Source organism: Pseudomonas sp. PA-6-3C, from assembly GCF_021605825.1.
In the GTDB taxonomy this organism is placed as follows: Bacteria; Pseudomonadota; Gammaproteobacteria; order Pseudomonadales; family Pseudomonadaceae; genus Aquipseudomonas; species Aquipseudomonas edaphica.
In genome coordinates, this window is the sequence record NZ_WKDV01000019.1 from 1 (window position 1) to 21,520 (window position 21,520).

The window sequence follows — 21,520 nt, forward strand, 5'->3', positions numbered from 1 at the left end:
GATGGTTATAAGGACCAGCGGCTGGAGGGCGCCGCGCTCCCGCTTTTATTGGGGCCGCTACGCAGCCCAACGCGAGCAAGCTCGCTCGCCACAAAAGCGTGGTGCCACTAAAAGCCGCTCACTACAAGGGTGCAGCGAATGCGCCAAATTGGTGCATGAACAAACTTGAACTTCATCCAGCCCCGATTCTTCTAACAAGGCTCGTCACCTTGTGGAGCACCGCCGTGCCCAGAATCATCTCTCCCAACACACCGGCAGCCGCCCTGGACGATCACAACGAGCACAATGCCAAGATTTTCGGCTCACCCAAAGACCGCCTCGATTTCTATCGCCGCGAGATCCAGTACGAAACCACCATTCTGGCCAACCGTACCGACGCCTATCTCTCGGCACAGTCGTTCCTGGTGATCGCCTTTGTCTCCGGCATGGGTAACCTGAACCCGGAGTGGGGCAAGTTTTTTACCTTGGTTGTGCCCGCGTTTCTGGCCTTCCTCGGCATTCTTAGCTCATTGAATGCCTGGCCAGGTATTCGCGCCGCCTACGAAATTATCGACCACTGGCACTACAAGCAGAGCGAGCTGCTGCGCAGTGAGCCGGTGATGGGCATGGCCTACGATGATTCGCCGCTGTTCTGCGAGACCGAATCGTCACACAAGGGCTATCGCAAGTCGCTGCTGTTCTCCATGCGTGCACCGTGGCTGTTTATGGTGTTCTGGGTGCTGCTGGGTGCCTACGCGTTTTATATCCAGGTGGATAACCCGGTCTCTTAAGCAATTTGAACTTCGTGGTGCTGCGCACACCCTTAACTCTACGCAGGCTGCGTTTTACTCAAGAGGTGACCTATGAACACCAGCAAGGACCCCCAAACCGGCAACCGTAACGACCCGGCCATCGATGGCGGCGAGCCGGCGCCCGGCACCGCTGCCGATGCGCCAAAAGACCCGAAACCTGCCAGCGACCCCAAAGCCCGGGAAAACGACTACAGTCCAGACTTCAAGCCCACGCGCGAGCCCAAGCCTGAAACCGATGCCGATATCGACACCCAAGGTGGTTAGAGGAGAAGGTCATGTCCCAGGAACTCGATGACGATGAAGAACTCAATGACCCGGGCAATGAAGACCCAGGTTCATTGATGGATGATGCAGAAGTACCGCTCAACGACCTCGATGATGCAGCGGATGTAGGCAACACCGAAAGTCAGGATTGAGCGTTCGCCTTGGCTCGTCGTTCATACCACGCCAGCTTTGGCTGAGTGCTCAGGTCATGAACGACGGCCCAGCAACTCGGTGCAGGCTGGATCAACGGGTTTCGATCAGGTATTGATCCAGGAATGGTCAGCCCCAATTTTCACGTTGAATTTGTAGCGAAGCGGAAAGTAATGCTCCTTGGCCCTCTTGATCTGTAAGGGCTCTGTTATCGGCACCACCATGCCCTGACGCGCATAGGCCTCACTCACTGTGTTTTCAATGCTGACGACTGGACCGTGCGGCACGAGTTTGACACCGTCCCACTTTGCTTCTCTAGCGAGGCCATCGAAACCTAAGTCGTACATATCGGGTCTTTTGGTTTTAAGCGTGTCATTAAACATATCCGGGCCTACGGTATTAAAAATTTTTTCCTCATACTCTTTGAATTCCTGGGTGAATTGAACGTTGCCATCGGGACCGCGACTGACGGTCGGTCGATTGTTCGCAAAATAGGATTTGTTAGCCGCAAACCGCTTGTTCATCTCCTTGATCATCTCTCCAAGTACAGGGTTGCCGGGTCGAGTAGCAAAGTTACTGGTGTTATAGAACGTTTTGTAATTGGTTACGTAATTCGTCATTGCTGCGCCGAGCAGCACATCGTCGGCGCCTGCTGCTACATCGACGGCCCCGACGTTGCTTTGGATAAGATCATCGGTGTCCAGGTAAAAACCACCGTGTTTATTCATTATCGGGTAGCGGGCTACATCCGAAGCTGCCGCCAGATTCTTCCCTTGCCCTTGTCGGAAGTAGTTGTACATTTCGCCGGTCTTCAACTGCTTGAATGCGGCATCTTCATTAAGATTGAGCACCGTCACGCCGGGAATTTTCTCCTTCAGCTTGCTTTCTATTTGTTTGAACACAGCGGGGCTGTCGGCGTCCACGTGCAGGACTGTTTTATAGCCTGAAGCTCGGGTGGCGTTTTTTGTCATGTTGTCGACCAAGAGGGTGGGAATCTCCTGGCCCGCCCAGAAATAGTTCAACGTTTTGGGCACGGGAGCCAGTTGTTTGGGGATTCTGGGAATCGACGAAATATCCACAAAGTTATAGTGATGGGCGCTGGCTTTTTTAGCCTTTTTGGACGCTTCAAGTGTTCCCCGTTGCCAGTGGCCTTTGGTAGTTCGCCAGTAATACTGCTGGCCTTGCTCGTGGGTGCCTCTCCATGCGCCGGCCGTGCTGTCGAACGCAACTTCCTGATCGACGTTTTTGTAAGTAATCCTGAATGGATTGCCTGAGGTTTCCACGCGTTTAATATCGTCCATCGGCACTACGTAGGTTCCATCTCCCAGCCTGAAAGGCGTCGGTGTGCCACCTGCGCCGGCCAGCAAACGTTCGGATCGGGATAAAGGTGCCCACCCTGTAGGGCCAAGATCCTTGACGGGTATATCGGGGCTCGTGCCGTTCGGATGGCGGATGACGCGCCGGCCGTCTTTGACTTGGGACTCAAAGAGCCTGCCATCAACCTTCACATATTCGCGTTTACTGCGGCCCACCAACACGTTGTTCTGCAACCCCGTGGTCGATAACTCGTCTGCGGCGATGTAGCGGGCTTCATAACTGTGCAGATCATCCAGTGAGCGTACTTCTCCATTGGCAGCAACGCGGTTAGGTTTAAAGTCTCTCAAGGGCAGGCCCATGGCGCGTTGCTTCAATGCATCGTATTCATGCCAATTACCCAGAAACATCACAGCCTGGCGCTCGACTGTTTCTTGGCCCACCTGGATTGTCCCGGTTGCTGCCAGGCCGTGTTGCTTGCTGATGTTCTGGATTGCGTCGTCACTGGAGATTGCTCGCAAACTATTCGAGTCGCCCGGTTTTGGCACGTCTGGGACGAAGTTCTCCAGCGGCTTGCCGTAGGCCTGCTTCGTGCGCGGATCCAAGGCGTACCACTTATGGGTTGCCTCATCGAACTTAGCCAGGGCTTTTGTGTTGCGAGCGCTGTTGGCGGCACTGAATGCGCCTTCAGCGATATCGGCCCTTTTGGCCACCTCCAACAGGTTGACATGGCGGTACGAACGGCGCAGATCATTGACACCTTTATAGGCTTTGCCGGCTACAAACTTTACGCCCCTTATCGCACTACGCGCGAGGTCATCAATACCGCCCAACGGATTGAGCGCGCCCACTGCTGCCCGCCCGACAATCTTGAACCCCAGGGCAGCTTTTGACAGCACGGAAGCACCGACAAATGAAGCTCTCGCGGCCTTGGCTGCGGAGCCGACGCCGACCACGAAACCAAAAATGTCGAACGCCAAGTCGAGAACACCGTCGGCAGTCTTGCCCTCGTTGAAATTTTTAATGGCCGACCTGAACGGAATAAAGCCCAGCAAGACCTCGCGAATGGCTTCGGTGGTGCTGTGTTCCGTCTGAAAGGTCGTTGTTCCCCTGGAATATGCGCCCAACTCAGGCAGCTTCATATCCTCAATCAATGCATCGGCCAGGTATTGGGTTCTGGCACTGGCAACGCTATCAGGTATACCCGTGGCGCCTTTGCGTTCGTCTGTTATTCCCGCGGGGTACTCACCCCTGGGCGTTATCTGGTCTGCTATATAACGTGGGCCGGTAGACGCAAGGCTGGCGGGCGGGAGTGATGCATAAAACAGGCTCGGCTGCGGGGTGATAGTGCCCTCCAGCCGGTTGATTGCGTACTGCCTGGTCTGAGGTTTACCGTTGACGGTACGCAGGGTCTCCACCAGTACCACGCCTGTTTCAACACGCTTGTCATAACTGGAGCCTTGAATGCGGTCGTAGCGAATTTCTTTGTGTACGACGATTTCGCCGAACGCCAGATTTTGCCGGTCTTCCAGTTGCAATTTCGAAATCATGACCTTGAACTGCGCCGACGTGGCCTTTTTGACGGCGTCAGAGAACGTGCGAAAGTCCTCATTGAACTGCTTGATGGGATCCGGCAGGGTTTTGAGGATTGGCAGCAGATCGCCGATATTGATTTCGTCTGATGATGAAACCCATACCGCAGGCTTTCTGTTGTCGGAATCTGGTGGTGGGGATCTAAGCGCCCTGCGATCAATGAGCAGGTCCAACAGTGAGTAGGGGCCGGGGTATACGTTGGTAGAGGGCTGCGACGTAATGCACTTTTTCTCAAACAGCGCTGGGTCCATCCCGGGGCATGCTTTTTTCATAAGCTCGACCGCAATGGCTTTGGTGGTCGGCGTCTCGAGGAGCGGCAGTGAGGCGGCTTCGCTCATTTCGCTGATATGCCGGTTGAACGCCTCACGCACCTCGGACAGGGCTGTCTGCGTGGTCGGATAGCCCATGCCGTTGGGAACGCCCCAGGCTTTGATCGCCTCGTTCTGGGCGGCATATTCGATCTGGCGTTCCTCGTTCGAGATCGGTGCAATATTGGCCGCGAGCATGATTTGCGCGTAGTCCATGTTGGCTGTCGCGCCTGGCGCTTTCGCTTCCACGCGCGCTACCGCCGTGGTGAAGCTGACCCAGCTGTGCGAACCCATCGTCACTTCCTGCGGGATACCCTTGACCAGAAACTGCGGTGCGCGACTGGCGAGCATGAGGTGGGCCTGCACGGCTGCTGTTTGCGCGCTGGAAGCGAGGCCGTTGGCAAGCAGATGCTCCTCCAGCTCCTTGACCACCCTCGAAGCCGATTTATGGCTGTTGTGGGCTGAAACCAGGGGGTAGCCCTCAATACGTGTTTCACCGTGGGCTTGGTCGTATTTCCCCACGCCCAAGGCCGCCAGCAGCCAGTCGGTGACACTGCCTTTGACTGAGCGAGCCTCGAATGTGGCTTCAATTGCCTTGCCCAGTGCGGTGCCTCTGTCTGAACTTATCAAGCTGCTGATCAACTGCCGCGGATTCAGCTGTTCCTGCGCGGAGATCGATCTGCCGTTGAGCAGATAATCCAGGACATGCTTGAAGGGTTTTAATCTGACGTCGCCGAATTTTCCTTCGGTAATTCCCGTCTTCAGTTGTGTCTGGTTGTCACGTGCAAGTGGTTCGGGCCATGTCAGCGCGCCGCCCAAGTCGCCATGGGGGGCGGCCTTGGGGGGCGTCGTGAGGAGCGCGCTGGAGAGGTTTTCCAGTTGCTCGGGGTTGGTGGGGACGTCAATGCCATGCTCCGTCAGAAATTGAAGCAGGCTGGTTTCGTTGGCGGCGCCAGTGCCCGTTGGCCGGTAGGTGCTGTCTGCAGACAGTGGCAGCGGCTGTCCCAGTTCGGGCTGGAGTTCCTCGAATTTTTTACTGCCATCCTCCAGGGCCATCGCCAGGCGTTGCAGTGCAGCACCCGCCCGGTGCCAGTTGTGGATATCACCCAGTGCCGCTTTCTGTTCCTGTAGTGTTTCTTCGCTGCGCGACTGGATCTTGTCCGCAAAGCGGCCTGGATCGAGGGTTTTGAAGTTACCCGTCTGGTGGCTGATTTCGTCCGCTCGCTTGAGCATGCCAGACAGCGTCAGGTTCTGTGGCTCCTGATAAAATCGACCGACGAGCTTCCAGGGTACAGGTGCGTCCGGGCTATTGACGGGAGGCGCAAAAGGAAATTCGCCATCTATGACGCTCGCGGCCCGCAGGATAGGCCCGCTCAGGGCAGCCCACTGGCTGTCGTCCTGGCCCAGCGTGTGTAATGTGCTTAGCGGGTCAAGAAAGCGCTCACGGTAAAAGGAAATCTGACCTGATTTTGGATCGATTTTTATCGAGGTGGTATCAACCCCCAAGGCCTTGATCCACTGCTGAACATCGGGCAATTGGAAGGCATCATGCAAGTGCCTCCACCATTGGCCAAAGGTGGAGTGGGGAGCAATGTGATCGAAGTCTTCAACATGAGTGCGACGGCCAGCCAGGTTCAGGGCGATCGCGTATTGCATGGCCAGTTCGCTGTCTCCATTGGCCCGTGTGGCAGCCTGCTCTTCCTGCGGGGACGCGGTGTCACGTTTTGGCCTTGAAAGCGGCGGCAGTAGCGGCAACGTTGGAGCAGATGAAGGGCGTGCGATGATCTGATTGGAAACACTGTTCATAGTGGGCTGCCGTTGTGCGTGTGGGAATAGCGCCTCGACGTGGGAACTAACGAGGCATTTCCCTTACGTAACAGCCGCTTCGGTTTGATTCCCTGCTTCCACCGATTCAGTCGTAACCCTATATTTCGCCCCCTCCAGGCCAACCTGCCTGGCCCAGGTTCAATGTGTTTCCATTAACTGCGAACCGATGGTTTTCATCCGGATCATATCCATCAACTGGCGCAAACCCGGTTGCGACTGGCGGCGGCTCGGGTAGTACATGCACAGCGGTTCGCCCATGCAGGCCCAGTCCGGCATGACTTCCACCAGTCGGCCCTCGGCAAGCTGCTGCTGCACGCGGTCGGACAGGCAATAGGCAATCCCCACGCCTTGCAACGCAGCATTGACGATGGTTTCTGTGTCGGCCGCACTGAAGTGCCCGGGCACATCGATGCGTTGTTGGCGCGCACCGTTGCCCAGCTCCCATTTGTAGGTGGTCTTGTCGCCCAGGTACATGCGGATGCACGCGTGCTCCAGCAGGTCCTTGGGTACCTGAGGTGTACCGCGACGGGCGAGGTAGGCGGGGGAGGCGACCATGATCCAGCGCAGTGCGCCGGTCAGCGGCACCGCGACCATGTCCTGTGGCACGGTCGCACCGTAACGGATACCCGCGTCGTAGCCTTCGGCAATGATGTCGAGCATGTGGTCTTCGACGATCAAGTCCAGGCGCAACTGCGGGTAGGCGTCGGTGAAGTCGCCGAGGATCGGCGCCAACAGCAGCACGGCTGCATCCCGTGGCACATTGATGCGCAAGCGGCCAATCGGCGCTTCGCGGTGCAGCTCCAGGGTATCGAGACCGTCCTGGATGACGGCAAAGCCCTGGGTGAGTTTTTCCGCCAGCAGGGTGCCGGCGTCAGTCGGTTCCACCGCGCGGCTGGTGCGGTACAGCAGCTTGACCCCCAGGCGCGTTTCGAGGTTGCGCATGGTGTGGCTCAGCGCCGAGGTGGTCACGCCCAGCTCATGGGCGGCATGGCGAAAACTGCGGCGCCGGATGATCGCCATGAACACATTCAGATCGGCCAATTCGGAACGATTAAAAGCCGCCATATCAAGCCTCTTTACTAGGAGTTCGGTTGCATGGGGCGTTGAGCCCTATTCAACATCGGATGATCTAGAGTAATTGTTTTCCTACGTATTTTTGCTCTTCGAGGAGTTTTTTATGCGCATCGAGACCCTCCGGATTGCCGGCATCGACAAGGCCGTCTCGCGGATTGCCCTCGGCACCTGGTCCATGGGGGGGCATTTGTGGGGCGGTGCGGACAACGAGCAGTCGATCAAGACCATTCGTCATGCATTGAACTGCGGCATCAACCTGATCGACACCGCGCCGGTGTATGGCCTTGGGCTGTCCGAAGAACTGATCGGCAAGGCCGTGCGCGGCATGCGCCACAGCGCGGTGATTGCCACCAAGGCCGGCCTGCAATGGGACGACGGCACCACCCGGCGCAATGCCACGGCGCGGCGCATCCGCAAAGAAGTCGAAGACTCTTTGGTGCGCCTGGACACCGACTATATCGACCTGTACCAGGTGCACTGGCCCGACCCGCTGGTGGCCCAGGAAGAAACCGCCGAAGAGCTCGAGCGCCTGCGCCGCGAGGGCAAGATCCTTGCCGTTGGCGTGAGCAACTATTCCTGTGCGCAAATGGACGACTTCAGTCGGCACACGGCGCTGGCCACCGTGCAGCCGCCCTACAACCTGTTCGAGCGCGCCATCGACAGCGACATCCTGCCCTATGCCCGCCAGCGCTCGCTGGTGCTGTTGGCCTATGGCCCGCTGTGCCGTGGCTTGCTGACCGGCAGCATGCACTCGGCCACCCGCTTTGCCGGGGATGATGTGCGCAAGCTTGATCCCAAATTCAAGGCGCCGCGTTTCGAGCAATACCTGGCGGCTGTGGCGGCGCTGGACAGCTATGCGCGCGAATGCCATGGCAAGTCGGTGCTGGCCCTGGCCATGCGCTGGGTGTTGGACCAAGGCCCGACCATTGCACTGTGGGGCGCGCGCCGCCCGGAACAATTGAAGGGTTTTGAAGAGGTGTTTGGCTGGCACCTGACCGCCGATGACCTGACACATATCGACCGTATTCTTGCCAGCACGATAAAAGATCCAATCGGGCCGGAATTTATGGCCCCCGCCAAACGTTAGCCTTAACGACAGGGATGTCGGCACACAAACACCATCCCTGTTCGTAGAGGTTTTTGCATGAAGCGCGGTACCGTATTCAAGAATGCTGGTGGTTTGCTTGCTGTGTTGGCTTTGCTGGGGGCCTGGCCAAAGCGATCCCCGACGCTTTCGTATCGGCGGCGCACGCTGGATGCCAATCACTGTGGCGGCTGCGCCCCCAGCTTGTCCCACATCTTCTTGCTGATCTTCTGCCGGTTGGCGTAACCGGCCCAGGGGTCATCCTTGAGCGTGCTCAAACGCTCATGCAGATTAGCCACCGTCCATTGCTGCGCACCGCGTAACCCTTTCAGTTCGTCCTTGCTCACCGGCACCGAGACCGGCAGGCCCGGGCGTGCCCGTACCGAATAGGCCGCCACCGTACTCGCGCCGCGGGCATTGCGCAGGTAGTCGATAAAGATCTTGCCAATGCGGTTCTTCGGGCCGCTGGTAGCGGTAAAGCGTTCAGGCAGTTGCTGTGCCATAAACTGTGCGATGGCCTTGGCAAAGGCCTTTACTGCCTCCCAGCCGTCCCGGCGCGCCAGCGGGATGACCACGTGCAGGCCTTTGCCACCGCTGGTTTTGACGAACGCCTCAAGGCCCAACTCATCCAGTACCGACAGGGTCAATTGCGCGGCCTCCAGCATGCTTTTCCAGGGCAGCGCCGGGTCCGGGTCGAGATCGAGCACAAACCGGTCCGGGGTTTCGATTTTGTCGGCAGTCGCGCCCCAGGTGTGCAGCTCAATGGTGCCCATCTGCACGGCGCCGAGCAGGGCTTTGGTGGTGTCGATTTCCATCAGCCGTGCATGGCCAGGGTCGAGGTTCTGATCCAGTTGTTTGATATGGGGAATGGCCAGGCGCTCTGCATGTTTTTGGAAGAATTGCTCGCCTTCGATGCCATCCGGCGCGCGCAGTAGCGAGACCGGCCGGTGGCGCAGAAACGGCAGGAGCCATTCGCTGATGCTGGCGTAAAAGTCTGCCAACTGCTGCTTTTGCGTGCCACTTCGTGGATCGATCACGCGATCGGGGTGCGTGATGTTCACGCCGTTGCCGGCTTTTTTCGGCACTGAGGCCTGCTTGAGAGATTTGGCCGCGCGCGGTTGCTCATGGATGATCTGCGCCACAGGCTTGTCGCTGCGCATCGCCACGAATGAGGCTTGGCGTACCACGCCTTCGCGGGTCCATTCGGCGAAATTGACTTCGCCGACCAGCTCGGGCTCCACCCAGTGCACGCCGCGTGCCTGGCTGCTGGTCAGCGGGTTTTGCAGTGGCGAAGTTTTGCGCGCCAAAGGCGTGAGCTGGGCGTAAATCGCTTTGAGCGCGTGCTGATCAAACCCGGTGCCGACACGCCCGGCATACACCAAACCGTTGTCGTCATTGACCGCCAGCAGCAACGCGCCGAAGCCGGTGCGCGAGCCCTGGGGACGGGTATAGCCGACGATCACGAACTCCTGACGCAGGCGGCACTTGAGTTTGATCCAGTCGGCACTGCGGCTGGACACATACGGGCTGCCGACGCGCTTGCCGATCACGCCTTCGAGCGCCAGGTCGCAGGCGCTTTCGAAGATGTCGCGTTGGTTGGCGGCGAAGGTTTCGGAAAACCGCAGCAATTTGCTGCGGCTGCCCGACAGCGCGGATTTAAGCGCAGCACGGCGCTGTTCCACGGGCGCTTCACGCAGGTCTTTTGCGTGTAAAAAAGGTGCATCGAACAGGTAGTAAACGATGTCCAGGCTGCGGCCGATATCGAACGCATTTTGCAACGCCTGGAAGTCCGGTAAACCGTCGGCGTTAAGGCTGACCACTTCGCCATCCAGCCAGCTGTCCTTGAGCTTGAGGGCTTGGAGGGCCTTGACCTGGCGCGGCAAACGCTCGGTCCAGTCATGACCGTTGCGGGTGAACAGGCGCACATCGCCGTCGCGGATACGCGCCAGCATGCGGTAGCCGTCGAATTTGATCTCGTATTGCCAATCGCCGGGCGGGGCGCGGTCGACCAGGGTGGCCAGTTGTGGCGCGAATTGATCGGGCAGGGCGGTCTTGGCTTTCTGGCGCTTTGCACGCGGTGCAGGCGCGGGCTTGCCCACGGTGGCATCGCTGAGCACGCTTTTGGGCTGGGCCTTTACGATGTCGTAGTCTGCGGCCGGGCGGGCTTGCTGATCCTTTTCCTTGATCAGCAACCACTGCTCCTTGTCGCCGCTGCCCTTGAGGCGGGTGCGTACCAGCGCCCAATCGCCGGAGAGTTTTTCACCGACCAGGGTGAATTTGAGTTTGCCGGCTGCATACGCCTTGTGCGGATCGTCGTGAGGCTGCCAGACCCCCCGATCCCACACGATCACATCGCCGGCGCCATACTGCCCGGCGGCGATATTGCCTTCGAAGTTGCCGTAACTCAATGGGTGGTCTTCAACGTGGACCGCCAGGCGTTTCTGGCTGGGGTCCAGGCTTGGGCCTTTGGGCACCGCCCAGCTTTTGAGTACGCCATCGAGTTCCAGGCGAAAGTCATAGTGCAGGTTGCGCGCGTCGTGTTTTTGAATCACGAATGACAATGCCGAGGCTTTGGATTTGCTGGCAGGTGCATCGCCTGCGGGCTCTGCGGTGATCTCGAAGTCGCGTTTGCGCGTGTATTCGCTCAGGGGCTTGGCCATGGCGTTCTCCTGCTGATGGCGGGCTCAAGAGGCCTTTTTGCTGGTTTTTTTCGCGGTCGGTTTTTTTGCTGCGGGCTTTTTCGCGGCGGGCTTGCCGGCCAGGCTGCGCTTGAGCAGTTCGGTCAGATCGATTACATCGGCAGATTTGCGTTCTTCGCTGCCTGGCTGGCTTTCGACGTCTTCTATTTTGCCGGCCTTGGCCTTTTTCGCCACCAGCGCCATGATCTTTTCCTGGAAGCTGTCGCGGTATTCGTCCGGCTGCCAGTCGGCGCTCATGTCTTCGACCAGGCGCTTGGCCATGTCCAATTCGCCCTTGGCCAGGCTCGGTTTGGTCACGTCACTGCCCAGTTCAAGCTCGTCGAGGCTGCGTACTTCGGCGGGCCAGCGCAGCATCACCAATACCAGCGCTGATTCCAGCGGCATCAGCGCTGCCAGGTGCTGTTTGGTGTGCAGCACCACATTGGCCAGGGCGACCTTGGCGGTTTTTTTCAGGGTCTCACGCAGCAGCGCGTAAACTTTGCCGCCGCGTTTGTCCGGGGCCAGGAAGTAGGGCGTGTCGATGTTTTGCAGCGGGATCTGGTCGGCGGCAACAAAGGCAATGATTTCGATGGTCTGGGTCGACTTGGGGTGGGCCGAGCGAATCTCGTCTTCGCTGAGCACCACATAGCGGCCTTTCTCAAAGGCCACGCCCTTGACGATATTGTCTTTGGTGACTTCCTTGCCAGTCGTCTTGTTGATGCGCTTGTAGCCCACCGGGTCCATGCTGCGTTTGTCCAGCCAGTCAAAGTCAACGCCCTGGGAGGACGTGGCCGAGACCAGCGAGACCGGGATATGGACCAAGCCGAAACTGATGGCGCCTTTCCAGATTGCCCTTGGCATGGCTGCGGTTCCTTGAGAAGAGTCGGTGTTCTGGTGACTCGCAGGCTGGCGCAAAAGTTTCGGCGGACGGATGCGCGGACAGATCGTGTTACATCTGATGAGAAACTATTTAATGTCGAAAGCCGAACCCAAGGCGTAGCGTGTTATCGAAAGCACGTACTACTCGCCCCAATGAGGCTTTGTCATGAACAGCTGTGTGCGTTACCTCGCCGTAGTCGCGCTGGGCCTGGCCCTCGCGCCATTGGCCCAGGCGCAGAACCTGCCCGGCAGCTACAACACCAATAACAGCCCAATCCATCGGGCTAACCCCAACAGCATGCAGGGCACCCAGCCCAATGCGCCGGCCGCCACCCGCGGGGTTCAACCCGCGCCGACCGGCCCTGCACCGACCGTGGAAAACGGCGGTATCGGCAATCGTTACCCGACGCGTAACGCGGCCCCGAGCCGTCCTGCCACTGCACCCAAAGCGCCCACTTACGATGCCAACGGCAATCGCCGGTAAGGACTCTGTCTTATGTTTTTACGCAAAACCCTGTTAGCCGCTATCTGCGCAACCCTGCTGCCCGTGACGGCCGTCATGGCGGCGGATGCCCAGCAGTTCCCCAGTGAGCAAGGCAGCATCACTGCCACCCCCATTGCCAAAGGCCTCGATCACCCGTGGGCCGTGGCGTTTCTGCCGGACAAACAAGGCTTCCTGGTGACCGAGCGCCCCGGCCACCTGCGCTTTGTCAGCCTGGACGGCAAGCTCTCTGCGCCGCTGACCGGCGTGCCGCAGGTGTGGGCCAAAGGGCAGGGCGGTTTGCTCGACGTGGTGCTGTCGCCAGACTTCAAGCAAGACCGCCTGGTCTACCTGTCGTATGCCGAAGGCGGCGGCGAGGGTGGCAAGGCCGGCACTGCCGTGGGGCGTGGGCGTTTGGCCGATGATTTGAGCGGGCTCAAAGACTTCAAAGTGATATTGCGCCAGGAGCCCAAACTGTCGACCGGCAATCACTTCGGCTCGCGACTGGCGTTCGACCGGGACGGCTACCTGTTTGTGACCCTGGGCGAGAACAATGACCGGCCGACGGCCCAGGACCTGGACAAGTTGCAAGGCAAGGTCGTGCGCATTTACCCGGATGGCCGTGTGCCGGACGACAACCCCTTTGTGGGCCAGCAGGGCGTGCGCCCGGAGATCTGGTCCTACGGCCAGCGTAACCCGCAGGGGTTGGCGTTGAACCCCTGGAGCGGCACGATCTGGGAAAACGAACATGGCCCGCGCGGTGGCGATGAAATAAACATCATCGAGCGCGGCAAAAACTATGGCTGGCCCCTGGCAACCCACGGCATCAATTATTCGCTGACGCCGATTCCGGAAGCCAAGGGCAAGGCTGTGGAGGGCACTGTGGAACCCCACCACGTCTGGGAAAAATCACCCGGCATCAGTGGCATGGCGTTCTATGACGCCGAGCGTTTCAAAGCCTGGGACCACAACCTGTTTATCGGCGCGTTGGCCAGCCAGGAGTTGATTCGCCTGCAGTTCGATGGCGACAAGGTGATCCACGAGGAGCGCCTGCTGGGCGGGTTGAAGGCACGGATTCGCGATGTGCGTCAGGGGCCGGACGGCTTCCTGTACGTGCTGACCGATGAGGACAAGGGCGTGCTTTATCGCGTCGGCTTGAATCAGGACTGACAGAGGCTGATGGTCCAATGTGGGAGCTGGCTTGAAGGCCGCCAATTTCTCCTGTGGCGAGCAGGCTTGTCCTGCGTTGGGCTGCGAAGCAGCCCCTAACCCGGACGCCGAGTTTTTTCAGGAAAATTGCAGTGCCTTCACTCGGGCCGCTTCGCAGCCCAACGCAGGACAAGCCTGCTCGCCACAATAACCGGTTGTGTAGATACCTATGCGTGTGGCTTACAGGCCGAGGTCGGATAACCCCGGATGATCATCCGGGCGCCGGCCCAACGGCCAGTGGAACTTGCGCTCGGTTGCTTTGATCGGCAGATCGTTGATGCAGGCAAAACGGTTGGCCATCAGGCCGTTTTCGTCGAATTCCCAGTTTTCGTTGCCATAGGAACGGAACCAGTTGCCGGAGTCGTCATGCCACTCATAGGCATAGCGCACGGCGATACGGTTGCCGGTGAATGCCCACAACTCCTTGATCAGCCGATAATCCAGTTCCTTGGCCCACTTGCGCGTGAGAAAACCCTTGGCCTCTTCGCGGTTATGCGCGAATTCGGCACGGTTTCGCCACTGCGTGTCCAGGGTATACGCCAGCGACACGCGTTGCGGGTCGCGGGAGTTCCAGCCGTCTTCGGCCAGGCGCACTTTTTCAATGGCCGATTCACGCGTGAACGGTGGCAGCGGCGGACGTTGTTCTGCTGTCGATGACATGGGGCAGCTCCTATCAATACCAAGGTGTTGTCGAAAGTTGCTCAGCCTGTGCGTTCAAAGTCCTAATAACGTTCGCGCCATGCATTGCGCATTATCAGCTGCTGTTGAATCGCCCATGACCAGGGCAACGGTAATGGCGCCATCGATCAGAATCAGCAGGTGCGCTGCCTGCCGTTCGGGGTCGGGGGTGCCATGTGCTTTACACAGTTCAAGGGCGTACTCGAACAGTTTTTGTTTATGCGCCTTGGCCAGCAGGCGCACCGGGTCTTGCGCATCGCCGGTTTCGCCACTGGTGTTGATAAAGGCGCAGCCGCGAAAGTCTGCCGAGCCAAACCAGGCCTTGAGTGCGCTGAACAGCGCCAGCAGGCGCTCGCCGCTGCCTTCGCTGCGTTCCACTTCAGTGCGTAGCCACTGCATCCAGCGTGCGTCGCGGCGTTGCAGGGCAGCGATGACCAGCTCGTCTTTATTGGCAAAGTAACGGTAAATACTTTTGCGTGAGACGCCGGCGGTTTTCACCAGTAACTCCATGCCGGTGGCGGCGATGCCGTGGCGATAGATCAACTTCTCGGTGACGTCGAGGATAATGTCGCGGGTTTTGTTGCTGTTAATATCGTTCATGAAACAAACAGTAGAACGATCGTTCTTCATGGTCAATTAAATTTTTTCCATTGGCCGCGACGAGACCTGAGCAGCCCCATGGTGTAAGCTCTGTGCCTCTTCGGATTCGACCCATTGCGAGCCTTATGCCGTCGTTCTTCAAACGCTCCCTGTTGCCCAAACTGCGTGGTTTCCCGCTGTCTCCCGATGCCATCGACGTGCTGTCCGGTGCCGCTGCGTACCGTTTGTGCCTGCTGGAAAAAATCGCCCAGGCCACACAACGCATCTACATCGTCGCGCTGTACTTGCAGCAGGACGAAGCGGGGCAGGAAATCTACGACGCCTTACACGCCGCCAAGGCGGCACGGCCCGAGTTGGATATCGTGGTGGTGGTTGACTGGTTGCGCGCCCAGCGCGGCCTGATCGGCGCCGGCAAGCAGCCGGGCAACAGCGCCTGGTACCAGGCCATGACCCACTCCCACGCCAGCGAAGTACCGGTGTACGGCGTGCCGGTGCAAACCCGCGAACTGTTCGGCGTGTTGCACCTCAAGGGCTTTGTGATCGATGACAGCGTGCTGTACAGCGGCGCCAGCCTGAACAATGTGTACTTGCACAAGTTCGACAAATACCGCTTTGACCGCTATCACCTGATCCACAGCAAGTCCTTGGCTGATTCGATGCAACACCTGGTGGAACACGGCCTGGTCGCGTCCAAAGCCGTGCATCGCCTGGACCTGCCAAACCTGCCGACCACCCGCAGCCTGCGCAATGACATCGGTGACTTGCGCAGCCGCTTGAAGCACGCGACCTACGACACCACCACAGGTTTGCTGCCCAATGGGCACTTGTCGGTCAGCCCGTTGCTGGGTGTGGGCAAGAACAATCCGTTGAACCGGGTGATCCTCGAACTCATTGCCAGTGCCCAGCATCAACTGACCATCTGCACGCCGTATTTCAACCTGCCGCTGCCGGTGACCCGCGAAATAAACCGCGCCCTGGCGCGTGGGGTGAAAGTCGACATTATCGTCGGCGACAAAACCGCCAACGATTTCTACATCCCGCCCAGCGAGCCGTTCAAGGTGATCTCGGCCTTGCCTTACCTGTATGAAATCAGCCTGCGCCGCTTCGCCAAACGCCATCAGCCGATGATCGACAGCGGCCAGTTGAACCTGCACTTATGGCGTGACGGCGACAACACTTATCACCTTAAGGGTATGTGGGTCGACCAGCGTTACACCTTGCTCACGGGCAACAACCTCAACCCACGGGCATTCCGCCTCGATCTGGAAAATGCCTTGCTGATCGATGATCCCAAGGGCGAGTGGCTGGCGCCGCGGCGCACAGAGCTCGCGCAGATCTTCCAGCACACCACGCGCATCGAGCGGTATCAGCAATTGCAGACCCTGGTGGAGTATCCGCCAGCAGTCGGCAAGTTTTTGCGCCGGGTCAGCCGGGTGCGGATTGAGCGGTTGCTTTACCGGATCTTGTAGGAAAGCGGACGCGTTACCGCAAACTCTCAGAAGGTCTTCGCCATCTTGAGAGTTTGCCTACACCCAGGTTCGTACATTTCTCTGTGGAACAGATCTAAGGGACGCGCACGCTGCCACTCGCTTGTGCGCACATACCTGCGCTCATTGAGTGGATCTCCCTCCCGCAAGGGCTTGGTCGCCAGATGGTGGCCCACAACGGGCACATCCTTTCGGTGCCGGTTCAAGCGCTCAGGTTTTCACACTATTCCTCAGTCAATCGAGAAATTTCCTACTCTGCATCTCAAGAATTCTTAATATTTTCTTAACCGACTGTTTTTAGGGACGAGAACTCTCATCAACCCAACCGGTAGAGAGAATTTTTGAATGTCGACAAGCCTTTCCAAGGGTAGCGTTACAGTTGTCAGTCATCCCCACCTGTCTCAGATGCAGCTCCCCACGGGGCCTGCTGTAAAGCCTGCAACGCCTGACCCCGCTGTTTTGCCAATGATTGAAAACGGGCCGCCTGCAGGCGCACCCCGCCCGGTACGCGGACAGCTGACGCAATTCAAGTTTGAACCCGCATCGATACGCAAGACGCGCGAGGTTGCGTCTGAAAGTGACGCGCACGCCCCCGACGCTGAGCGCAAAACAGCGGTTTATCCCGCATTGGCGCAAGCAAAAAAAGCCGACAGCAGCCTGCAGAAAACCCTCACTCATCTGCTGACTACCCACAAACTGAACGCCGACCCGTTTCCTCCAGGTGCCTCGATAAGGCCCTTCATTGATGCCTACACTGAGGCGGTGAACGAGCCACAGGTGCAGGCCTGGCTCACATCCAAAGGCCTGGATCTATCAACTGCGCTTGTTTTCAGCGACAGGGTCGAAGGCACAGTGGTGGTTGACGGCAAAACAGTCGCGCGAACCTTCACGACCACCGACGGCTCCGGCTGGTGGGAGGTCAGCGCGAAAGTTTGTGCGGCGGTGAAGCAGTTGAAGCCGAGTGATATGGGTGTATTGCTGCCGGGCCAGCACACGGTCAAATTTCGCGATTTTAATGCGGTGCTCGAATTCTACGGTGTGGAATATCCGGCCCCTCAAATAGATGCAAAGGCGCTTGGGAAACGCCTGAAAAAACACGGCTGGCCGCCGATATCCGACCAGCATCGCGACCAGTGGCGCCGGCAGTATGAGCAGCTCATGCAGCACAACAGTGACATTGATGTGCGAACGCACCTCACCTCTCAGTTGCGAGGGTTGGTCAAGGACCGTGGGGAGGGTGATACGCCCACTCTGAGCGCGCAGTACGCCACCGTTTATCCTGAATCGACGCTGGCACACAAAAGTCATGCGCCCCGTGAACGTTTTGTTGAGTGGCTGGGCAGGCCGGCGTTCAAGGCTTTCATCGAGAGGTCCGGTCTGGGTGGTGCTGAGAGCGTTTACAGGATATCCAATGGAAGCCTTGAGATACGTGACTCGGCCAATCAATGGATCAGTGTTCAAGTCATTCTTGACCAAGAGATCTACAACGTTTCGATAGGTGGCAGCCCGGCCGAAAAAGCCGCTATCCACGCGCTCAATAACGACCTCCATCAACTGGTAGAGATGAGCAAGGCGACCGGGAATGCCCTGTACTCCCAGGCCGTTTATGACGTGCGGCAAGTACTGGCGTTTTCCGGGCTGGGAAGCCCCGAAACGGTTACGCAGATCAATTCGGCCATCAGTTGGCTGACCGCCAAGCTGCCACCCGCGCCAACGCAGGGTGACTATGCCCGTTTGTCACCTTATACATGGGCCCCTGGCGCGCTGTCGCCCGCTGACCTGAACGTGTTGAAGGCAGCGTCCAGCGGGCCTGGCTCGGTGTCCGAACTGTTCGCCAGCCATATGGCCCGGACAAATTTGCCCCGCGACCCTGACCTGCAACTGCAGCAGTTTTTCGACTCGCACGAGGCGATCATCAAGGCTCAGGCATTGGCGCAGCAGTTGAATATGGCTGAGGTTACCGGCGGCAAACAGCTGTCAAAGGCTACCCGCCATCAACTCCTGGCGGCCACCATCAAGGCCAGCGTCAATGCACAGATGCCTGGCAAGCCTGGGATGGTTGCGGGCTACGACATTTATCAGCCCAACAACCTTGGTCGTACCTTGGACGAAGTACGTGCTGACATTGAAGGCTTATTGAGAAAAAAGGGTGCCGACGTCAATACCGCGCCCTTGATCGCCCATATGTTGTTGGCACAGGCGGCCCCCGAGTTTCTGATCAAACCGGATCCTGGGTTATCGCCACAGGCACCTGAGGCGCTCAAGCTGTCTCCTGGCCAAGTCAGCGTGGGCTCGACCGCTTGGATGAGCCTGCGCCTGGGTTGCGCCATGGCGGAAAAACTCAGTGGGGCAGGCAGTTCGCGCGCATTGAACATCTCGGAGGCGCAAGCCCTTACCCGACTCGAACCCATGGGGCCGGAGCACGAGACGCTGATCAAATGCCTGGGGGCTGCGCCTCTGTTGGATTGGGCGGTGATGGCCGGTGTGTTTCCCAAAACCAGCGATGGGACTTATTCCGCAGGGGATTATCGGGCGGCCGCGCAAGCGTTTGCTGACCGCCAGAGCAGTACTGTCGCGGCCTTCCAGAGCCTGACAAGTGAGCCACCTTCGCAGACGAGCCTATTGATTGATCAATTGGTTCTGTTGTTTCCCGAAATGACGCGGGATGAGATCGCCAAGATCAAGTTGACGCTGGTGACCGACAAACCGTATGACGCCAGAAACGAGGGCCACCTGGAAACACGTACCCCGTTGTTGACCGAGTTGATCCTTGCCGGAGAACCTGAGGAGGACCCTTTTTTCGTGGCTCAGCAGTGGGTGAATACGCGACTTTTTGGCGAGAAGAAATACGCATTCACGCACCCCACTATCTCCCAGGAAACCTTTGAAGAAAGAATCAAGAAGCTTCCACGTATCAAGCCGCTGGTAGCGCCGGCAGTGGACCAATACCTGGCCGACAGTCGTCGCGCACAGGAAACGGTGATCAAACTGATGATCGCCAATGCACCGCTGGATGTACGCACAGGGTTGGAGTCCGGCGATGTGGAGATTTTCACGTTGCGTGAGGAAACCGGGGAATCCCTGGCACAGGATCAGGGGAGCGACTCGAAGGTGGTCGAAAAGAGGGCCAAGCAGGGTGTGTTGTTGCGCTACAAAAACAAGGGGCCAGAGGGAGGCGATACCTGTCTCGAAATGTTCCCGGGGTCCATGAAAGTGTGCAAGCGTAACTTGCTGTTCTCTACGCTAAAGTTGGACGGGGTGATTGAAAAGGGGACGGTCCCGTATGGTCCTTTTGCCAATGTACCTGCGGACTATCGCAAGGCAACACAAGTAGATTTTGACCTTCAGGCCTATCAGACAGGCAGCGAGCTGCGTCCCGGCGTGCGAACCAAGGCCATTATCGAAAAGTTCGGAGAGACGTTGCCGGGGCAAAATTCGTCGAGGTGGGCCAGCAGCACGCCAGGTGCTGTGCCTAACAGTTGGGCGTCGAAAAAAACCAACGATATAGCCAGGGCCATCGTCAACGCTACGTTCGATGTGAAGCGCAAGACGCTGTTGGAATACGCCAACGCGCCGACAACGCTACAGAGAAGACGCAGTTATCCGTTTGATTCCGGAAAGGTCTTTACCCGTGAAAACCTCAGGATGGTATTAAGCCTGATCCCATTTGTGGGGGCGATTGCCGATATTGCCGACGGCAAGATTGGCGCAGGCCTGAAGGGGCTGGTGATCGACTTTACTTCTTTTGCGTTTACCGGTGGGTTACGTGGCTTTTTCAGTGGGTTCAAAACGGTTGTGCCGTTCGGCAGTCGTGCGTTTACGATGACCGCGCTGAAGGGTGGATCGAAAACGTTGCGCGGTTTGTTCAACCCGCTGGACGGGGTTTTTGATGTGCTCAGGATTGGCCCCAAAGCCCTGGGGGCGGCCAGGCAGGTGCTCAGAGGCGAATTGGTTTGTGTGGGGCCAGGCTTTTTTCTGACGACCACCGCCTTTGAGAAATGCCGTTGGGGGCTTGGGGCGTATGACGCGTTAGCCCCACGGCAGGCGAGCGGCGCTTACCCAGGAAGCCAGCTGGGCGTGAGTCGAAGTTGCCCGACATATGCGGTACAAATAGACACTAAATGGTATGCGATTGATCCGGTAACTCAGACACCCACTGGAGCGCCAATTGAAGACTTCAAGCCCGACGCACCGGTGAACTAAGCACCGATAAGCCCCGAGCCGTGCATTGCGGTATGAATGCATGGCTCGGGGCTTTTAATCAGTTCAGACCCAACTTGCCGCGCAAGGTCGACAGGTCCTCAGCCAAGGTGTTGACCGGGCCCACCAGGGCCTTGCGGTCGGTTTCCTTGACCTTGTCGTATGTCTCATAACCGCCGTCCTTGGTTTTGTACTTGGCCAGGATCTTGTCCACGGCGGCAAAGTTCTTGTCGACTTTGGCCAGGAAGACTTTGTCCTGCTTCTCGATCTGGCCACGGAACAGGTCGACGATTTTCTTCGCGCCGTCGATGTTGCCCTGGAAGTCATACAGGTCGGTGTGGCTGTAACGGTCTTCTTCACCGGAGATCTTGGTGGCAGCCACTTCTTCCAACAGTGCTGCTGCGCCGCCGACGACTTTTTCCGGCGGGAAGGTCAGGCCATCCACGCGGGTTTTGAGGTCGTTGACGTCGGTGTTGAGTTTGGCGGTCAGCGCTTCCAGACCTTTGGTGGTCTTTTCGGAGAACAGCACGTATTCGATGCGGTGGAAACCGGTGAAGTCTTCAGCGGTCACGCCTTTCTCGTGGTCGTCAACACGCGAGTCGATCGAAGCGTCGAGGTCGCTGAACAGCTCGGCGATCGGCTCGATGGACTCATAGTGCACGCGGGTCGGTGCGTAGAGCTTCTGCGCAGTGGCCAGGTCGCCTTTGTTGATGGCATCGGTGAACGCCTTGGTCTGGGTGACCAATTCGCCGATTTCTTCGGTGACGTAGATCTTGTAGTCCGACACCGGGCCTACCAGGTCCAGAGGCGCGGTGGCGGCGAAGGCTGCCAACGGTGAAAGGGTCATTAGCAACGACAACGCGATAGTCGACTTCTTCATGGGGCTTTTCCGCTCTGGGTTTG

General features: G+C 58.3%; 15 protein-coding genes. 8 read left to right on the forward strand and 7 right to left on the reverse strand.

What is annotated here, in order from left to right:
• Positions 1 to 224 precede the first annotated feature (224 nt).
• The 3 genes from GIW48_RS14590 (at position 225) to GIW48_RS14600 (ending at position 1,207) form a co-directional block, all read left to right on the forward strand.
• Positions 225 to 770, forward strand: coding sequence for a hypothetical protein (locus GIW48_RS14590; protein WP_026013566.1), 546 nt, complete (start codon positions 225 to 227; stop codon positions 768 to 770).
• A gap of 72 nt (positions 771 to 842) precedes the next feature.
• The gene (locus GIW48_RS14595) at positions 843 to 1,055 is read left to right on the forward strand and encodes a hypothetical protein (protein ID WP_170038331.1); all 213 of its coding nucleotides are present in this window, start codon (positions 843 to 845) and stop codon (positions 1,053 to 1,055) included.
• An 11-nt stretch (positions 1,056 to 1,066) separates the two neighbouring features.
• Entirely contained in the window at positions 1,067 to 1,207 is a 141-nt protein-coding gene (locus GIW48_RS14600) for a hypothetical protein (protein WP_017135523.1), read from the forward strand.
• Between the two features lie 105 nt (positions 1,208 to 1,312).
• Here GIW48_RS14600 and GIW48_RS14605 read toward each other — a convergent pair whose 3' ends face one another.
• Both GIW48_RS14605 and GIW48_RS14610 read right to left on the reverse strand, forming a co-directional pair.
• Positions 1,313 to 6,226, reverse strand: a complete 4,914-nt coding sequence (locus tag GIW48_RS14605; RefSeq protein ID WP_236460703.1) for a glycosyltransferase — start codon at positions 6,224 to 6,226, stop codon at positions 1,313 to 1,315.
• A 159-nt stretch (positions 6,227 to 6,385) separates the two neighbouring features.
• Complete coding sequence (locus tag GIW48_RS14610) at positions 6,386 to 7,312, reverse strand: LysR family transcriptional regulator (protein WP_017135525.1); 927 nt, start codon at positions 7,310 to 7,312, stop codon at positions 6,386 to 6,388.
• A gap of 112 nt (positions 7,313 to 7,424) precedes the next feature.
• Between GIW48_RS14610 and GIW48_RS14615 the strand changes: the two genes are divergently transcribed.
• Entirely contained in the window at positions 7,425 to 8,408 is a 984-nt protein-coding gene (locus GIW48_RS14615; protein WP_099549847.1) for an aldo/keto reductase, read from the forward strand.
• A gap of 176 nt (positions 8,409 to 8,584) precedes the next feature.
• Here GIW48_RS14615 and ligD read toward each other — a convergent pair whose 3' ends face one another.
• Entirely contained in the window at positions 8,585 to 11,065 is a 2,481-nt protein-coding gene (gene ligD, locus GIW48_RS14620) for a DNA ligase D (protein ID WP_236460702.1), read from the reverse strand.
• A gap of 24 nt (positions 11,066 to 11,089) precedes the next feature.
• Positions 11,090 to 11,944: a non-homologous end joining protein Ku gene (gene ku, locus GIW48_RS14625; RefSeq protein WP_236460701.1), complete on the reverse strand. Its 855-nt coding sequence runs from the start codon at positions 11,942 to 11,944 to the stop codon at positions 11,090 to 11,092.
• 184 nt (positions 11,945 to 12,128) lie between these two features.
• Between ku and GIW48_RS14630 the strand changes: the two genes are divergently transcribed.
• Both GIW48_RS14630 and GIW48_RS14635 read left to right on the forward strand, forming a co-directional pair.
• Positions 12,129 to 12,446, forward strand: coding sequence for a hypothetical protein (locus GIW48_RS14630; protein WP_099549844.1), 318 nt, complete (start codon positions 12,129 to 12,131; stop codon positions 12,444 to 12,446).
• A gap of 12 nt (positions 12,447 to 12,458) precedes the next feature.
• On the forward strand, positions 12,459 to 13,613 hold the full coding sequence (locus GIW48_RS14635) for a PQQ-dependent sugar dehydrogenase (protein WP_138454046.1): 1,155 nt from the start codon (positions 12,459 to 12,461) through the stop codon (positions 13,611 to 13,613).
• 219 nt (positions 13,614 to 13,832) lie between these two features.
• Here the strand turns inward: GIW48_RS14635 and GIW48_RS14640 are convergent, their stop codons facing one another.
• Entirely contained in the window at positions 13,833 to 14,312 is a 480-nt protein-coding gene (locus tag GIW48_RS14640) for a nuclear transport factor 2 family protein (RefSeq protein ID WP_099549842.1), read from the reverse strand.
• Positions 14,313 to 14,366: 54 nt separating this feature from the next.
• Positions 14,367 to 14,930 carry a TetR/AcrR family transcriptional regulator gene (locus GIW48_RS14645; RefSeq protein WP_236460700.1) on the reverse strand — a complete coding sequence of 188 codons (564 nt, stop codon included), beginning with the start codon at positions 14,928 to 14,930 and terminating at the stop codon, positions 14,367 to 14,369.
• Positions 14,931 to 15,055: 125 nt separating this feature from the next.
• Here GIW48_RS14645 and pssA point away from each other — a divergent pair, with 125 nt between their 5' ends.
• Together pssA and GIW48_RS14655 are read left to right on the forward strand one after the other, a co-directional pair.
• Entirely contained in the window at positions 15,056 to 16,399 is a 1,344-nt protein-coding gene (gene pssA, locus GIW48_RS14650; protein ID WP_017135533.1) for a CDP-diacylglycerol--serine O-phosphatidyltransferase, read from the forward strand.
• Between the two features lie 363 nt (positions 16,400 to 16,762).
• Positions 16,763 to 20,620 carry a hypothetical protein gene (locus tag GIW48_RS14655; RefSeq protein ID WP_236460699.1) on the forward strand — a complete coding sequence of 1,286 codons (3,858 nt, stop codon included), beginning with the start codon at positions 16,763 to 16,765 and terminating at the stop codon, positions 20,618 to 20,620.
• A 58-nt stretch (positions 20,621 to 20,678) separates the two neighbouring features.
• Here GIW48_RS14655 and efeO read toward each other — a convergent pair whose 3' ends face one another.
• Positions 20,679 to 21,497 carry an iron uptake system protein EfeO gene (gene efeO, locus GIW48_RS14660; protein ID WP_017135535.1) on the reverse strand — a complete coding sequence of 273 codons (819 nt, stop codon included), beginning with the start codon at positions 21,495 to 21,497 and terminating at the stop codon, positions 20,679 to 20,681.
• Positions 21,498 to 21,520 lie beyond the last annotated feature (23 nt).

What these genes read in the sequence shown, in the direction of transcription:
- GIW48_RS14610 (WP_017135525.1), bottom strand. Translation starts at nt 7,312, where the DNA reads ATGGCGGCTTTTAATCGTTCCGAATTGGCCGATCTGAATGTGTTCATG.
- GIW48_RS14595 (WP_170038331.1), top strand. Translation starts at nt 843, where the DNA reads ATGAACACCAGCAAGGACCCCCAAACCGGCAACCGTAACGACCCGGCC.
- GIW48_RS14635 (WP_138454046.1), top strand. Translation starts at nt 12,459, where the DNA reads ATGTTTTTACGCAAAACCCTGTTAGCCGCTATCTGCGCAACCCTGCTG.
- efeO (WP_017135535.1), bottom strand. Translation starts at nt 21,497, where the DNA reads ATGAAGAAGTCGACTATCGCGTTGTCGTTGCTAATGACCCTTTCACCG.
- ku (WP_236460701.1), bottom strand. Translation starts at nt 11,944, where the DNA reads ATGCCAAGGGCAATCTGGAAAGGCGCCATCAGTTTCGGCTTGGTCCAT.
- GIW48_RS14600 (WP_017135523.1), top strand. Translation starts at nt 1,067, where the DNA reads ATGTCCCAGGAACTCGATGACGATGAAGAACTCAATGACCCGGGCAAT.
- GIW48_RS14640 (WP_099549842.1), bottom strand. Translation starts at nt 14,312, where the DNA reads ATGTCATCGACAGCAGAACAACGTCCGCCGCTGCCACCGTTCACGCGT.
- GIW48_RS14605 (WP_236460703.1), bottom strand. Translation starts at nt 6,226, where the DNA reads ATGAACAGTGTTTCCAATCAGATCATCGCACGCCCTTCATCTGCTCCA.
- GIW48_RS14630 (WP_099549844.1), top strand. Translation starts at nt 12,129, where the DNA reads ATGAACAGCTGTGTGCGTTACCTCGCCGTAGTCGCGCTGGGCCTGGCC.
- GIW48_RS14615 (WP_099549847.1), top strand. Translation starts at nt 7,425, where the DNA reads ATGCGCATCGAGACCCTCCGGATTGCCGGCATCGACAAGGCCGTCTCG.
- ligD (WP_236460702.1), bottom strand. Translation starts at nt 11,065, where the DNA reads ATGGCCAAGCCCCTGAGCGAATACACGCGCAAACGCGACTTCGAGATC.
- GIW48_RS14645 (WP_236460700.1), bottom strand. Translation starts at nt 14,930, where the DNA reads ATGAACGATATTAACAGCAACAAAACCCGCGACATTATCCTCGACGTC.
- GIW48_RS14655 (WP_236460699.1), top strand. Translation starts at nt 16,763, where the DNA reads ATGTCGACAAGCCTTTCCAAGGGTAGCGTTACAGTTGTCAGTCATCCC.
- pssA (WP_017135533.1), top strand. Translation starts at nt 15,056, where the DNA reads ATGCCGTCGTTCTTCAAACGCTCCCTGTTGCCCAAACTGCGTGGTTTC.